Here is a 14,957-nt window from a genome sequence, read left to right as displayed (position 1 = left end):
CAGGTGGCCATCGAACAAGAGCTTCCGCCGCTGGCGACGATCTGCGACGCGTACGGGCTGAAGGACAAGGCCGATCGGGACGCGGTCGAGCGGATCTACCACGCCTTCCGTGCGCACCACGCGCGGTTCGTCACCTCGATCGCGCGGGACATGCTGCGCGATCTGCGGCAGGAGGTCGCAGCCAATCCACACACGCGGGTGGTGTTTCTCGGCCGCGACGGCTACAGCCTGGCGGTGGCGGCCCGGACCCTCGATCCGGAGTTCTTCGCCGCGCACTGCCATGACGCCGTACTGTCGCGGGCGGTGGCCGAGGCCGCAGTACAGGATCTCGAGCAGAACGGTGGGAAGTCGTTCCCGCAGATCTCGGGGTACCGCGAGAACACGGCGAGCGTGTCGGCCGAGGACGTGGCCGGGTCGTACCAGCAGTTGACTCGCTATCTGCGTGGCGCCGGAGTACCGGTGGGGACGCCGAACAGCCGGGTCGTGTTGATGGACAGTTGCCTGAAGGGGACCGTGCAGGAGTTGCTGTCGGCGGCCTATCCGGAGACGTCCTTCGAGGGTCGCTACATGTTCTACGACGGCATCGCGTCGGACCCGCACCCAGGGACGAAGCGGGGTTATGTGCTGCATCGTGACGACGGTGTCGGGGGCGGCATGAAGGAGTTGCCACGCGATCCGTCGCTGACCTTCGCCAGTCTGGCTGCGATCCGGACGATCGAGAACTCGTTGCAAGGGCCGTTGAGCAGCCCGAAGGCGCTCGACGAGTCGGGTCCGGTGCAGCGCCGTCTCACCGAGGAGCCGGATCGGACCTTCGGGTGCAATCCGGTGCTGGTGGATCCGCCTTACCTGAACCCCGTCGTTCGGGAGGCGTGCAAGGTGGCCGGTCTGCGAGCGGTGATGGATGCAGCGTCCGACGTACGGGATGGGGCTGTCCTGGACACCGCGGCCGTGCAGCAGCAGTTCACCAACGATGTCCGGGCCTGGCTGACCCATGCGCCGGGACAGGATCCGGAGCTGAAGGTGCTGCTGGACAGCTTCGTGCACCGTGACGACCACCGGATGGTTCGCGAGGTCGACAAGATGCTGCACGCGAGCACGCTGTCCCCGGAGGTCCACCAGCAGGTGTGGCAGAGCTTCGACGTCGCCAAGTCGCTGCCGGAGAAGCAAGCCGTGCTGGTGAGTGTCCAGGCGATGGCTCAGCAGAGCAGACCGGCCCAGCCCGGTACCGGTGTGACGACCACGGCCGCCGCGCCACAACGGGGGCTCGGGGCAACGGGTTTGCGGCGGACCGGGGAGGGCTCCGAGGTCGGCTGAGCGCGTCGAAACTGTGCGGAACTTATGCATGAGGGATGCTGGAGAGGTCCGAACCGAGGAGATGTGTGTCCATGGGCCTGACCAGCAGCAGTGTGATCGAAGCATCCCGCGACGAGGTGTTCTCCTGGTTCCAGCGGCCGGGGGCGATCGTGCGGCTCACCCCGCCCTGGATGCCGGTCCACATCAAGCGTGAGGCGACCGATCTCGCGGGCGGTACCGCCGTCCTGGGTTTCCCGCTCGGCCTGAACTGGGTGGCCCGGCACAGTGGCGCGGTGGTGCCCGAGCAGTTCGTCGACGAGCTGGACTCCGCGCCGCTGAAGTGGCTGATCCACTGGCGGCACACGCACGACTTCGAAGTGGTCCCGCCGAACCACACCCGGGTGATCGACAAGATCGACAGCAACGTGCCCGCTGTCATGCTGCGCTCGATGCTGGCCTACCGGCATCGGCAGCTGGCCGACGATCTTGCCGCCCGCGAGCGGGCGCTCGAAGGCGGGATGACTCCGCTCACGGTCGCGATGACCGGCAGCCATGGTCTGATCGGTACTGCGCTCGCGGCCTTGCTGACGACCAACGGCCACCGGGTGATCCGCCTGGTGCGTGGTCAGGCTGACGGCCCGGACGAGCGTCATTGGGATGTCGCCGCTCCTGACGAGGAGCTCCTGCAAGGCGTCGACGCAGTGATTCACCTCGCCGGCGCGTCCATCGTCGGCCGGTTCACTCCCGAGCACCGCAAGGCGGTCCGCGAGTCGCGGATCGGCCCGACCAGGCAATTGGCGGAGCTCGCGGCGAAGACAGCTGACGGCCCCAAGGTCTTCGTCTCCGCGTCGGCGATCGGCTTCTACGGCCCGGACCGCGGCGACGAACCGCTGGCCGAGGGAAGCGACCGAGGCGACGGCTTCCTGGCCTCCCTGGTCGAGAACTGGGAGAACGCGGCCGAGCCAGCAGCAGAGGCCGGCCTCCGGGTCGTCAACGTCCGCACCGGCCTGGTGCAGACGCCGGCCGGCGGCATCCTGCAACTGCAGTACCCGCTCTTCGCCGCCGGACTGGGTGGCCCGCTCGGCGACGGCCGCCAATGGCAGTCCTGGATCGGAATCGACGACCTGGCCGACATCTACCACCGCTGCCTGTACGACGCCGAGCTCACCGGCCCGATCAACGCGGTCGCGCCGACACCGGTCCGGAACGACGATTACTCGACGACGCTCGCCCGGGTGCTGCATCGCCCGGCGCTGCTCCGGGTCCCCTCGCTCGGACCGCGGCTGATCCTTGGCAAGCAAGCCACCGAGGAGTTCGCGCTGGCGTCCCAGCGAGTGCTTCCGCAGCGACTGACCGAGCTGGGTCACACCTTCCGGCACCCGGACCTCGAGCCCGCCCTCCGCCACCTTCTCGGCCGCACTGAGACTCAGGGGTAGAGGCCTGCCCGGAAGGTGAAGGAGACGAGCTGAGCCCGGTCGCGGGCGCCGACCTTGGTCATGGCTCGTACTGCGTGGGTTTTCACGGTGAGCGGCGAGACGAACAGCTGAGCCGCGATCTCGTCGTTGGCGAGACCGCTGGCGACCAGGATGACGATGTCCTTCTCGCGTGGGGTCAGGGCGCGGAAGCGCTGGAGCAGTTCCTGGTCGACGATCGGCGGCGGTTTGTCGGTCATGTGACCGATCAGGGCGGCGGTGGCAGCCGCGGACAGCGTTCCGCCGCCGGCGACCACCTCGGCGATGCCCGCGACGAGTTCGTCCGGGCTGACGGTCTTGCTCAGGAAGCCGTTGGCGCCGGCCCGCAGCGCGGCGAGGACGATCTCGTCCTGGTCGAAGGTGGTCAGCACGATCACCCGGACCTGCTCGGCCGGGTGCTCGGCCCGGATCCGGCGGGTCGCCTCGACGCCGTCGATCCCGGGCATCCGGATGTCCATCAGGATCAGGTCGACCGGGTGCTCGCGCAGGAACGGGACGACCTGCAGTCCGTCCGAGAGGTCGGCCACCACGACCAGGCTGGGGTCGAGCCCGAGCATCGCCCGGATACCGGCCCGCATGTCGTCCTGGTCGTCGACGATCAGCACGCGGGTCATCGGACCTCGGCTCCCTGCGGGCTGAACTCCGCGCTGACACGGAAGCTCCCGTCGCTGTGGTCGATCGTCAGCCGGCCACCGGAGGACTCGACCCGCTCACGCATCCCGATCAGTCCGAGCCGGGTCCCCGCGTCGCGGGTCGACGGACGGATGCGGTTCTGCACGATGAGGAAGACCCTGCCGTCGCGCTCGTGGATCTCCACGGTGGCCGTTCCTTCGCCGTACCGGTGGGCGTTTGTGAGTGCCTCCTGGACGACGCGGTAGACCGTCACGCCGACGCTCGGCTCGACGGAGTTCGCGGCGACGTCGATCGAGGCCTGTACGTCGAGTCCGATGCTCTCGAATGAGGCGATCAACCCCTCCAAGCCGCTGAGCGCAGGCGTTGGCCGAAGTGCTTCCCCCTCGGAACTGACATCGCCGCGGCGCAGGAGGGCGAGGATGCGCTGCGTTTCGACGATCACTGTCCGGGCGCTGGACCTGGCCGAGACGAGAGCCTCCCGCGCCGACTCGGCGCCTTGGGGCAGCCCGATCTCCGCGACGCCGAGGTGCACGCTGAGCATCGCGACCTGGTGTCCCATCACGTCGTGCAGGTCGCGGGCGATCCGGAGCCGCTCCTCGGTCACCCGCCGGGTGGCTTCGATCTCGCGGGTGGCGATGGCGCTCTCGGCACGTTCCTCCAGGGTCAGCCAGTGCTCCCGGTAGATCCGCAGTGCGGCTCCGGTCGCACCTCCGGCGATGGCCGAGAAGAGCGCGGCGACTCCCACCACTCCGCCGCCGCGAAATCCGCCGACCGTCATGTAGGCGCCCAGGAAGGACGCGGCCACGATCCCGGTCGCGACCAGCGGCTGCTTTCCGCGGAAGGTGACCGAGACCAGCACCAGGATCCCGATCATCCACAGCGACAGCGGGTCGTGGCCCACCGCCGTGACGGCGAAGGACGCTGCGCTGGTCACGACCAGACCCGCCCACGGCTGCCACCAGGACAGGACCACACCAGCACCAGCGAGCAGTACTGCGAAAGCCGTCGGCCAGCCGGACTCGCGGAGTACCACTGCCAGGAGCTGGCCGATAAAGACGAGCGCGGCCACCGCGTAGGCGACCAGATGCACCAGTTCGGGGCGACGGATCCAGAGAGGTGCCATGACTTGATTGTCGTGCACAGTTGGCGTGCCGAAGTACTTCGTTCGTAGTACGCGGGGTGTCCGTCGAGCGTCAAGACTCGGGGACATGACGCAAAAGACGCTCTACCTGATCCGCGCCGCCTTCTCGCTCGTCTGGGTGGCCCTAATCTCCGTGACCTCCAACTCGCTCGTTGCCACCGACAACCTGACGGTGATCGCGGCGGTTCTGCTCGTCATCTACCCGCTGTGGGACGTCGCCGCGACGCTGCTCGAGCGGCGGCAGGACAGTACCGGCACCATCAATGTTGCCTTGGGCATCGTCGCGACCGTCGGGATGCTCGCCGCGGCCTTCTCCACCGTCGGCAAGGCGCTGCTCGTCTTCGGTGTCTGGGCCTCGCTGTCGGGTGCGATCCAGCTCGTGGTGGCGATCCGCCGCCGGCGTACGGTCGGCGCTCAGTGGCCGATGATCATCAGCGGTGGATTGTCGGTCCTTGCCGGCGGCACCTTCGTCTCGATGTCCAGCTCCGCGACAGCCGGCCTGTCCACGCTCGCGGGCTATTCGGCCTTCGGTGCTTTCTGGTTCCTGGTCGCGGCCGTCGCCCTCACCCTCCGGGGACGGCGTGTGACCGTGTCATAGCATCGGGTCATGGTCATCACCGACATCTCCCAGCTCGTCTCCGACCTCCGCGTGACCTTCGACTCCCGCGTCACCCGGCCGGTGGAGTGGCGTCGGCAGCAGTTGATCGCACTGAAGACCATGCTGCTGGAGCAGGACAAGGACTTCGTCGACGCCCTGTACGCCGACCTCGGCAAACCCGCCGAGGAGGCGCGCGGCACCGAACTGCTGTTCGTCGTCAACGAGATCGACCACACCCTCGAGCACCTGGACGCCTGGCTGGCGCCCGAGCCCGCGCCGCTGCCGGACAAGCTGCTGCCGGGCACCGCGCAGGTGATCCGCGAGCCACTCGGGGTCGCGCTGGTGATCGGGCCGTGGAACTACCCGCTGCACCTCGCGCTCGCCCCGCTGGTCGGGATCCTTGCCGCGGGCAACGTCGGGGTGGTGAAGCCGAGCGAGTTGTCGCCGACCGTCTCCGCGGCGATCGCCCGGCACGTTCCGGCGTACCTGGACCCGTCGGCGGTGGCCGTGGTCGAGGGTGGCATCCCGGAGACCACCGAACTGCTGGCGCAGCGCTTCGACCACATCTTCTACACCGGCAACGGCCAGGTCGGGCGGATCGTGATGACGGCCGCCGCGAAGAACCTGACCCCGGTGGCGCTCGAGCTGGGCGGCAAGAGCCCGGTGATCGTGGACACGGACGTCGATCCGGTGCTGGTCGCCGAGCGGCTGGTCCGGGCCAAGTTCCTGAACGCCGGCCAGACCTGCGTCGCGCCCGACTACGTTCTCGCGATCGGCTACTCCGGTCCGCTGGAGACGGCGTTGGCCGACGAGGTACGGCGGAAGTTCGGCGACGACCCGGCGGCGAGTGAGGACTACGGCCGGATCGTCAACGAGCGGCACTTCGACCGGTTGTCCGGGCTGCTCGCCAGCGGCCGGGTGGTGGTTGGCGGCGAGACCGACAAGGGATCGAAGTACATCGCCCCGACGGTCCTCACCGACGTCGCACCGGACTCGCCGGTGATGGGGGAGGAGATCTTCGGCCCGATCCTGCCGATCCTGACGGTGCCGTCGCTCGACGCGGCGCTCGCGTTCGTCCGCGACCGGGACAAGCCGCTCGCGCTGTACGCCTTCACCGACTCCGACGAGGTGAAGCACCGGATCCTCACCGAGACCTCGTCGGGCGCGGTCGGTTTCGGTCACCCGGTGGTGCACCTGACCGCGACCGATCTCCCGTTCGGCGGCGTCGGCGAGAGCGGGATGGGCCGGTACCACGGCAAGTACTCGATCGACACCTTCAGTCACCTGAAGGCGGTTCTCGATCGTCCGCTCGGCTGACCTCAGTCGGGCCAGGGCGGGGTCTCGGCCGAGTAGGTGAGCACCAGCAGTACGTCGTGCAGGTGACCGGTCGCGATCGCGTCCTCCAGCGCTTGGGCGTCGGCCGCGGCCGGAGTCCGGAGGTTGACCGTCCAGTCCCCGTACGGCGTGGGCGGGTGGCCGCCGGCGGCCATGGCGGTGAGCGGGAGCCACGGAGCGCCGTTGCCGCGACGGGTGCTGATGGTGCCGTCGATGGCCCGGGTCGCGCCACCCGTGGCCGTCGTACCGTCTGGTGAGGTGCGGGTCAGGGACGGCACGGCGAGGTTCTTCAGGACGGGAGCGTCGCCGGCCAACTGCAGGCTGACCTGGTCGAGCCGGACGGAGTCCAGGTTGGCCGGCAGGTCGTCGCGGGAGACGGACAGGTGCAGCAGACCGCGGTCCGGTTCGGCGAGCAGGTCGGGGTTGAAGAGGTCGTACCAGGCGTCCGGGAAGTCGTTGCGGAGGCTGAAGGCGATCTCCGAACGCACCCGCGGCGACAGCGACTGGATCACCGCGCGGCCGTAGTCGTAGTTGTGCAGCGCGGTGTAGTCGATGGTCACCAGGACGTCGGACAGCCGGCCGAAGTCGAACCGGTTCGATGCCCTGGGCAACCGTAGCTCCCAGGTCGCGTCCACGCCGTTGCCCTCGAACGGCAGGTACATCGTCTCGGCGGTCTGCTCGCCCTCGAACACCCCGGTGCCGCCGATCGGGATGCTGAGGGCGACGGTCTCCGGGTCGCGCCGGATCGTCACCGGCTGGAACGGCTCCGGCCCGACCACGACCCGGGAGATCCCGGTGCTGGACAGCGTCGCCTTGATCCCGTCGACCGGCGGCACCAGCGCGATCACCGAGGTCCGGACCCGGCGGATCAGCCGCAGGTACTGCCCGGGGAAGTCGCGGTCGAAGAGCTCGGTCGGGGTCGAAAACACCAGCACTCCGGTCTCCCGGAAGTTCTGGAAGTCCGCCGGGGCGAGTTGGGCCAGCGACAGCGTCTTGGAGACCGCGAGCTTGCGCCGGTCGGTGTCGAACGCGTACTGGTCGAGCTGGTAGAGATCGGCCAGCAGGCGGGCCGAGCCGGTCAGACCACGCCGGTCATCGGTGTCCGAGCTGACCGAGGACGACGACGGCACGGTCCAGTAGTCCGAGCGGATCGTCACCGGCGGCTGTTCCTGCCGCTCGAAGGCGAGCTGGGCACGGGCGACGTTGAGCATCGCCGCGGCCTGCTGCAGCAGCGACCGGTAGACGTCGCCGAGGACGCCACTCATCCAGTCCCACAGCTCGAACCCGGTGAAGCGGTTGGCCAGGTACTCCAAGGTGTCGCGGGCCTGGCTGTCCTGGGTGGCCGCGATTGTCTGCTCCTGCTCGACGATCACCACCCGGTCCTGCGCGAGACTCTGCTCGGCAGCGCCGATCTGCAGATCCTGGGCGCTCAGCGCGGCCTGCAGCCGCCACTCGTCCATCCGGCGCTCCTGGCTGGCCAGCAGGCTGTTCTTCGCGATACTGGCCTGGATCCCGGCATTGAGTACGCCGGCCGTGGCGCCTGCCGTGGCGAACAGGCCGACCGCGACGGCTCCGGCGGCAGCCGCTGCCGCGCCGAACTGAGCCGTGGCCGCAGTGGTGATCGCCTGAGCCGTTTGGGCGCTCGCACTCGCGATGGCTTCGACGCGCTGCGCGTTGGCGGCGTCGTCGTACAGGTCCATCATTGCTTGCTCGTAGTCGTTCTGGCCGTTGGCGATCCAGGCCTGGTAGGTCTGTTGCTGCACGAGGGTCCGCTGGATCTGCAGGTCGGCCAGCTTGACGCCGTCGTTGGCCTCGGCGACCCGCAGGCTCTGCAGCCGCACCTGCGCTGTTGCGAGGGTGAGTTCCTGCCTTGCCTTCAGCAGGGTGTAGCCGGCCTCGTCGCGCCGCTCCGTCGCGTTGAGGTACTGCACCTCGATCTGAGCGGCCTGCTGGACAAGCTCCTTCGCCCGCGCGATCAGTACGGCGTACCGGTACGCCGTCGGCGGTACTGCGCGGGCAGTGGGCACAGTGAGCTGCCCATTGGTGGCCACCGGCATGCCTGTCGTGGTGTCGGTCGCAGCCGCGTAGGCGGGCACCTCGCGCAGGATGCCGGCCAGGTTGCGTCCAGCTCGCAGCTTGCGCAGCCCGAGCTCCGCATGGGCCCGCAGTGTCCCGACAGCCGGGTTCGGCGGGATGCAGAACTGCAGCGGCGGCATCACAGCGCACCAACCTTGACGACAGCGCCGAGCGAGCCGGCCAGCCGGACCGCCTTCTCCACGGCTGGGTCAGTCAGCAGCGCCGTGTACGCCGTTGCTCGGCGCGCCGCCGATTCCAGTACTACGCCACCCGCTGTCGGAGGTGGCGCTGCCGAGTTGAGGACTTTCTCCTTGTACTGCAGCAGTTCCGGCATGACAGTGGCCCATTCCATCGTGCCCGCCTTCGCGAGTTCGAGCAGCTTGAGGAGCTTCTGGGGATCGAGATACGTGCCAGGGGCCGGGAAGGCTGCCCCTTGGCTGAGCTCTTCGGCGATCGAGCCGAGAGCCGCTGCGACCTCGGGCGGCACCGACTCGCCGGGCGTGATCTGCAGGACCCCGATCAACGCATCGCAGGTCGGCAGCTCCTGACGGAACTCCGGTACGTCGCACAGCCCGAGGGCGCTGTCGTAGAGCAGTCTGGCGCGCACCAAGGACTCGCTGGTGTCAGTGCCGAACTCGCTGTCCGCATAGGCGTTGAGGCAGCCGATGATGGCCGCGATCGCGTACCGCGCTGTTGCGGCTCGGCGGGATCGTGCGACGGCGTGCGGGTTGAGGGGATCGAGCAACCAGCCTTCGGGCTGGCGTAGTACCGAGGTTGCGGGCAGGGCGGCGTCCAGCGCCAGGCCGTGGTCGATGTAGCGATCGGGGAGCGGGGTCCGGTAGTCGTAGACCGTGGCGAACAGGTCGAGCGCCGCGACGTACTCGCCTGTTGCCTGCAAGCCGAGAGCGAGCTGCTGCGGCACCAGGCGGTAGGCCTCTCGCAGGTAGCACAGGAGACTCTCCGAGGCGGCCGCGTTGTTCTGGTAGACGCCACGGATGGCTGCCCGCCGCGCTTGCAGCTCGAACACGGTCTGCTTGGTCCGGATCGAGGTGACTGATCCCAGCACCGGTACGACGTCGTACTTCTGGTTGCCGATCAGCCGGTCGCCTTGTAGTCGGCACAGATGGGCGTACCAGTGGCCGCCGTCGCCAGGAGTGACGAAGAAGGACAGAGCGGCCGCACCGGAGTGCCTGGCCAGTCCCGGAACTCCTGGTGCGAGGTAAACGACTCCCGGGGTCACCGACCCGCTGTAGGTGTAGCTGCGGTACATCGTGCTGCCGTCCTGTTCGGTGAACACGACGACCGAGGACGAGCCGGCCGGAATGGCGCCGATGACCCGGTCGGGCAGTTCTCCGACCGAGGCCGCGTAGCCGCCCGCGCGCTGTGGGTAGATCCGGATCGAGTTGGCATGGGCATAGACCAGCCAGTTGTTGCCGCCGGTCCGTAGCGCCGCATAGAGCGAGGTGATCGTCTCGTTGTTGGCGATACCGCCGTTGCCCATCACGCGGGGGACGACCTCGCAGGCGGCCCAGTCGCCGGCCACCTGGGCAAAGCCGTCGGTCCCGGTGTTCAGTGCTCGCAGGTAAGCCTGGCCGGACGACATGACCCGGAGGGCAAGACGTGGCGCCTCGTCGGTCCGGTCGGACTGGACAGGGACTACGGTCATCCGGTCGATGCCTTCGGCAACGCCACCGGCACCTGGCGGCAGCCCACCCACCTTGACGGTGCCGGACTCGCAGAAGTCGTCGCGCCCGTACCGATCGAGGTCGAACCGAGCCCGGACCAGCGATGGCACTCCCGCGACCGACGCGACCAGGAACAGATTGAGGTGGTGCTGGTCGAGGGTCGGATTCACCCAGGGCAGCGCGCCGACAATGCTGGTGACCTTCGGCGCCGCGCTGCTGGTCTCCTTGGAAGCAAGCGGTACTTCGGTCCAGAACGACTGGGCATAGCCACCCGCGCCGGTCTCCAACTGGTCGAAGCTGCACCAGTACACCCGCCCGGACGGTGCCCGGCCGAACAGGAACTCCAGCGCCCGCTGAATCGGTACTCCGCTAGGCCCCATCACCCGCGCCGCGACCCGGCAGCTGGCTTCGATCCTCAGCCCCGACACATCGGCGAGGTAGTTGCCGTAGTCAACGGCCAACGCCTCGGCCTGCTCCGGGGTGATCCGCCGCGTCGGCCGGGTCTGGGCAACGAGCTCCGCGAAAGCCGGGGTCTGCCGCGGCGCGAGTGACGGCAGCAGCAGGTTGTCCGGGTAGAGCCGGACGAACACCGCAGAGCGCCAGGTCGCATACGAGCCGATCCACTGCCACTCGGCGTCGAACTGCATTGCGTCCAGCTCGAGCCGCTCGCTCGGGAGCTTGACCCAGGGGGTCCAGGCGCCCGCCGCGAACTGCCGGGACCAGAGAGCTGCACCGAACCGATCCCGCCGTACGCCGTAGACGTCGATGACCCCCGGCGCTGGGCTACAGGCCATCGGCGCACCCTCCAACTGCGGATCAGTGGCGGCCAGGCCGGCATCCACGTCTTCCCACGGCAGCCAAGCGCCGTCGCGGACCAGGCGCTGCAGCCGGCCGCCCAGGTTCTGGAAGGCTTCCAGTCGATCGGTCGCGATCAGTGCTGGGTCGCTGCTGAGGATGCCGGTCAGGTTCTCGCTCTGCCAGGCGGCACCGTCCCACCAGCGGTGCAACGGCTTGAACAGGTCGGCGCCGGATCGGGCGAGCACCAGGTCGACTGTCTCTGGCGTGAGGGAGGCAGCGGCAGGGACCCGCTGCGAGGTGACCCCGACGTCTTCCGGGGCCGACCAGGTGGTCCCGTCCCAGCTGCGCCGCAGTACTTGCAGGTCGCCGATCCGGAGTACGTAGGCATCGAGAGCGTCCGGGCCTCTAGCGGTCAGGCCTGGGCCGCCGGTGAGCTGCGGTCCGCCGGTGACTTGCTGCCAGGGCTCCCAGCCGGACTCGTAGCGGCGTACCCAGAGGGTGCGGTCGCCACCGACCACTGCGACGTCCAGGCCGTCACCTCGAAGAGCAACGGCCAGGCCGGACGGCGGGAGGAACCCAGCCCCCGGCAGTGCGCCGCTGTTGTGCCAGCTGCGCCAGATGCCGTCCCACACCCGGTGCCAGAGGATGCCGTCGTCGTCGAGTGCCAGTAGATGGGTGCGGCCGTCCGGTGTCGCCACTGCTCGGACAGATGACCTATTGGTCAAAGCTCCAGGGTCATCCAGCGGCAATTGCCCGGTGCGTAGCCGGAACAGCAACTCCTGCAGGGTTTCGATGGCTTGCGCGACTCTGGTGGTCCGGTGCGTGCCGGCCGTCCGCAGGTCCAGCAGCAGTCGTCGGGTGAGCCAGTCTGCGCGCTCGGCCAGTGACTCGCCCTCAGCGTCGGATGCCTCCACCAGGTGGTCACGCAGCAGCGGCAGAGTGCTCTCCTCGGCGCTGTTGCGGCTTGCGTTCACCCCAGCCGTGACAGCGGCTTCCTGATCAAGCCGAGCCTCCAGTACTTCGGACCACGCGCGACGGGCATCCCGCGTGGACAACCACGGCGCGATGGTGAGACTCACAGCCGTCACAGGCACAGCACTGTCGTCCGCGACCAGCCGGAAGTAGTCCGGGGAGAGCGTGATGCCCGCAGCCTGCTCGGTTGCTCTCCACTCGGCGAAGTCGCGCTGCTTGCCTGCCACCAGCACCGTGTCGATCACCGCGTCCCACTCCGGCACCAGGATCGGCTGCCCGGCCAGCGCGAGTCGCACGATCGGGATCAGGAAGCCGAAGGCCGCCGAGGTCAGCCCGAGCGGAGCAAGCCGCGGGCCGATCCTTTCGCCGAGTCGCTGCGCGTCGTCCAACGCCCCGAGCCGGGCCACGTCAACCGCGTCTCCTGGACGACTCAACGCCAGCGCGATCACGTCGGCGAGCCCTGCCGCCGGGTCGGCTGCCGCATCCTTCGCAGCCACCAGTGCGGCCCGCTTGGCCACAAGGTCGTTGTAGCGCGTCAGCCAGAGGTCATAGGCGGCATTGCCAGGCCTGGTACTGCGCAGGTCGGCCATGCCGATCGTCTGCGGATCAATCAGCGGAACGCCGTCTACTGCAGGGGTTGGCCAGTCCTGAGCCAGCCAGCCGCTCCGGAGCCGGCTGAGTCGCCAGCACTGCAGCAGCGGCGCCAGCGCCAGCGAGATGTCTGCGGCGTCGGTGGTGTAGGCGAGCTCCACCGAGCCCACCAGCCCGCTGCCTTCGCGGGGAGTCAATCGGACCGGTCCGCTGGGCGTAGTGCGCTTGCCTTGGGCAACTAGCGTCGTACGGGCTTCGTCGGTGTAGGCGGAGACGACGTGCTCCGGTCCGTCCTGAGCCACCGACAGGTAGATCAGTCCGTCCACGGCGGTGTTGCGGCCCGGATCGGCCCCGGTGAGGCGCCAGCCCGTCAACTGCCCTGCGGCGTCACCTGTTTTGAGCCCGGCCAGCAGCGGGGGAGCAGTGGTGCCGGCCAACCCGAAGGTGCGCTCCAGGAACTCTTCCGTCAGCACATCAGGGTCGCTGAACAGCAGGTCCAGCGACGTCTCGGGGACGGCAAGCCGCTCGGCCAGCGCGAGGCGATCCTCTGGAGTCCCGTTGCGGATCAGCCGGACCTCCTCGTACGACGTACCGGCACCCGCCAGCAGCGCCGTGTACACCGCCAACCGGTAGTCGGCCTCGCCGGCTACCAAGCCACTCTCTCGGCCGGCGCCGAGCAGCGGCCGGACGCCGACGTACGCGCGGAGTACCTCGACAGCGAGCCGCACCTGCGGCACGGTGGCCTCGGCGGCGTCGCAGTCCAGCGGGAGCCCAGCGAAGGGCTGGTGGAAGCGCTCGGTGAAGTAGTCGAGGTCCAGCGGCTCGTCGCCGTTCTGGACGTGCTTGAGCGCGTAGTCGAGCAGGCTGGCCAGGTAGGCGCCGGGGCTGACCGCGGATTCGCAGTCGCCGCATCCACAACTCATGAGCTGAATCCGTTCGCGAGGTCAGCGGCCTGGCCGGCCAGCAGGAGGTCGAGCATGCCGACTTGGGCCTGCGCGCTGGTGCGCAGCAAGACGGCTCGTTCGGTGGGCAACTGATCGGCTGTGTGGGCGAGGAAGCGGCCCCAGGGCGTCGCCGCGATCGCTCCGACGCTGTCGTAGTCCAGTGCGAGCAGGGTGCTCGCCTCGGTCGGGTCAGTGGTCAGCAGATCCAGTTCGGTCAGCGCGTTGAGCTTGCGGGCGTCGTCAGGATCGAGGTCATTGGCCAGGTCCGTGACGCCGCCGCGGCGGCGGATGTCGGCGTACCCCGCGACTCCTGCCGCCGTGAGGATGTCCAGCGTGCCTGGCGCCAATTGGAGGTGCCCGGCGGTCACCAGAGCTTGGAGGTCGGGTGGTGCGGGCATTGGTACCCGGACCTCGGTCTCGGGTGGCATCGCATCGGTGACGACCTCGATCTCATCCTCAGAGACCAGCAGCCGCAGTGTTGTCGGCGCAGCTGGGTCGGGGGAGAAGTAGCTGACCACTACTGCGCCGAGTGAGTCGGTGACATCAGCACCGAGGTCCCGGCTGCCCTGGTAGGTGTGAACGCTGTAGCCGGCCAGCGGCTCCCCCTCCACTTCCGACAGCAGTAGTAGTCGGACGGAGATCTTGGCCAGCGCCCGTGCCTGGACAGTGTGTGCCAGCGCATCGGCCCGCTCGCCGATCGCGGCCGGGATGATCCGGGCTTCCGCAGCCCGTCGTAGCGCGTCGGCAAGCCGCTCGGTATCTGTAGCGGTCAACTCGTCCAGCAAGCGGGCCAGGTAGTCGTCGCGGCGCTGCTCGTCCTCGAAGGACGGCAGCTCACTCCAGAGGTCGGGGACAGCGAGCCGGGCCCAGCCGTAGAAGGCCGCGGCCACCAGGTTCGTAGTACGGGAGAGGAGGTGGGCTGCGCGGAGGTAGGCCAAGCGCAGCAATTCATCTGCTCCCTGGCCGAGGTCCCTGGCGAGGAAGCTCAGATCCTCCTCGGTCAGGTCGCCGGGGGACAACTCGCCCAGTTCGGGCGCGATTGCTGCCAGCAAACTCTCGTACTCCGATTCGACCGCGGCCGCGCCGACCGTCAGCTCGACCCGGAGCGGCCCGACGGCGTTGAAGAGGATGTCGTCGCCGCGGCCCTGATGGTTGCCTGCGACAACCTCCAACAGCTCCAGCGGCCGGTCGTCGGGTCCGGCCACGGTGAAGGTCAGGTCCGGCCGGGTGGCGGGGAAGCCGAGCTCGAACGAGCCTTCGCCGTCCGTGGTCGCGCGGCCGAGCACGACCGGCCCCAGCTGCCGTTCCCGGCTGGGCAGGCCGCGCTCCTCGGCGACGACCAGCAGACCGGCGGGGTCGCCGTCGCGGTGGCGCACGACTCCTGAGATCACGAACAGCTCGGGCATCTCGGCTCCCTCG

Annotated in this window: 9 protein-coding genes; 4 read left to right on the top strand and 5 right to left on the bottom strand. The window is 68.9% G+C overall.

Annotation, left to right across the window (positions count from 1 at the left end):
- Positions 1 to 3: 3 nt before the first annotated feature.
- A complete protein-coding gene (locus AB0P21_RS24980; RefSeq protein WP_363699587.1) occupies positions 4 to 1,314 on the top strand; it encodes a hypothetical protein in 1,311 nt (436 codons plus the stop codon).
- A 71-nt stretch (positions 1,315 to 1,385) separates the two neighbouring features.
- Positions 1,386 to 2,729 (top strand): TIGR01777 family oxidoreductase, encoded by a 1,344-nt coding sequence (locus tag AB0P21_RS24975; RefSeq protein WP_363699586.1) that lies wholly within the window; start codon positions 1,386 to 1,388, stop codon positions 2,727 to 2,729.
- Here AB0P21_RS24975 and AB0P21_RS24970 read toward each other — a convergent pair.
- Complete coding sequence (locus tag AB0P21_RS24970; protein WP_363699585.1) at positions 2,720 to 3,379, bottom strand: response regulator transcription factor; 660 nt, start codon at positions 3,377 to 3,379, stop codon at positions 2,720 to 2,722. The two genes, AB0P21_RS24975 and AB0P21_RS24970, sit on opposite strands and share 10 nt — an antisense overlap.
- On the bottom strand, positions 3,376 to 4,521 hold the full coding sequence (locus AB0P21_RS24965; protein ID WP_363699584.1) for a histidine kinase: 1,146 nt from the start codon (positions 4,519 to 4,521) through the stop codon (positions 3,376 to 3,378). Before AB0P21_RS24965 ends, AB0P21_RS24970 begins: the two co-directional genes overlap by 4 nt.
- An 85-nt stretch (positions 4,522 to 4,606) precedes the next feature.
- Here AB0P21_RS24965 and AB0P21_RS24960 point away from each other — a divergent pair, with 85 nt between their 5' ends.
- Together AB0P21_RS24960 and AB0P21_RS24955 are read left to right on the top strand one after the other, a co-directional pair.
- A complete protein-coding gene (locus AB0P21_RS24960) occupies positions 4,607 to 5,137 on the top strand; it encodes a DUF308 domain-containing protein (RefSeq protein ID WP_363699583.1) in 531 nt (176 codons plus the stop codon).
- A 9-nt stretch (positions 5,138 to 5,146) separates the two neighbouring features.
- Positions 5,147 to 6,454 carry an aldehyde dehydrogenase family protein gene (locus AB0P21_RS24955; protein ID WP_363699582.1) on the top strand — a complete coding sequence of 436 codons (1,308 nt, stop codon included), beginning with the start codon at positions 5,147 to 5,149 and terminating at the stop codon, positions 6,452 to 6,454.
- Positions 6,455 to 6,456: 2 nt separating this feature from the next.
- On the opposite strand, the gene AB0P21_RS24950 is transcribed toward AB0P21_RS24955, so the two are convergent.
- Genes AB0P21_RS24950 through AB0P21_RS24940 form a run of 3 tightly spaced genes read right to left on the bottom strand, consistent with a single transcriptional unit; the run spans position 6,457 to position 14,944 of the window.
- Positions 6,457 to 8,688 carry a hypothetical protein gene (locus tag AB0P21_RS24950; RefSeq protein WP_363699581.1) on the bottom strand — a complete coding sequence of 744 codons (2,232 nt, stop codon included), beginning with the start codon at positions 8,686 to 8,688 and terminating at the stop codon, positions 6,457 to 6,459.
- Positions 8,688 to 13,517, bottom strand: coding sequence for a hypothetical protein (locus AB0P21_RS24945; protein ID WP_363699580.1), 4,830 nt, complete (start codon positions 13,515 to 13,517; stop codon positions 8,688 to 8,690). The genes AB0P21_RS24950 and AB0P21_RS24945 overlap by 1 nt, the downstream gene beginning before the upstream one ends.
- Positions 13,514 to 14,944: a hypothetical protein gene (locus tag AB0P21_RS24940; RefSeq protein ID WP_363699579.1), complete on the bottom strand. Its 1,431-nt coding sequence runs from the start codon at positions 14,942 to 14,944 to the stop codon at positions 13,514 to 13,516. The genes AB0P21_RS24945 and AB0P21_RS24940 overlap by 4 nt, the downstream gene beginning before the upstream one ends.
- Positions 14,945 to 14,957 lie beyond the last annotated feature (13 nt).

The sequence above is a fragment of the Kribbella sp. NPDC056861 genome (assembly GCF_040687575.1).
Classification (GTDB): domain Bacteria; phylum Actinomycetota; class Actinomycetes; order Propionibacteriales; family Kribbellaceae; genus Kribbella.
Note: the sequence above shows the minus strand (reverse complement) of the source record. Positions and strands in the feature narration are given on the sequence as shown.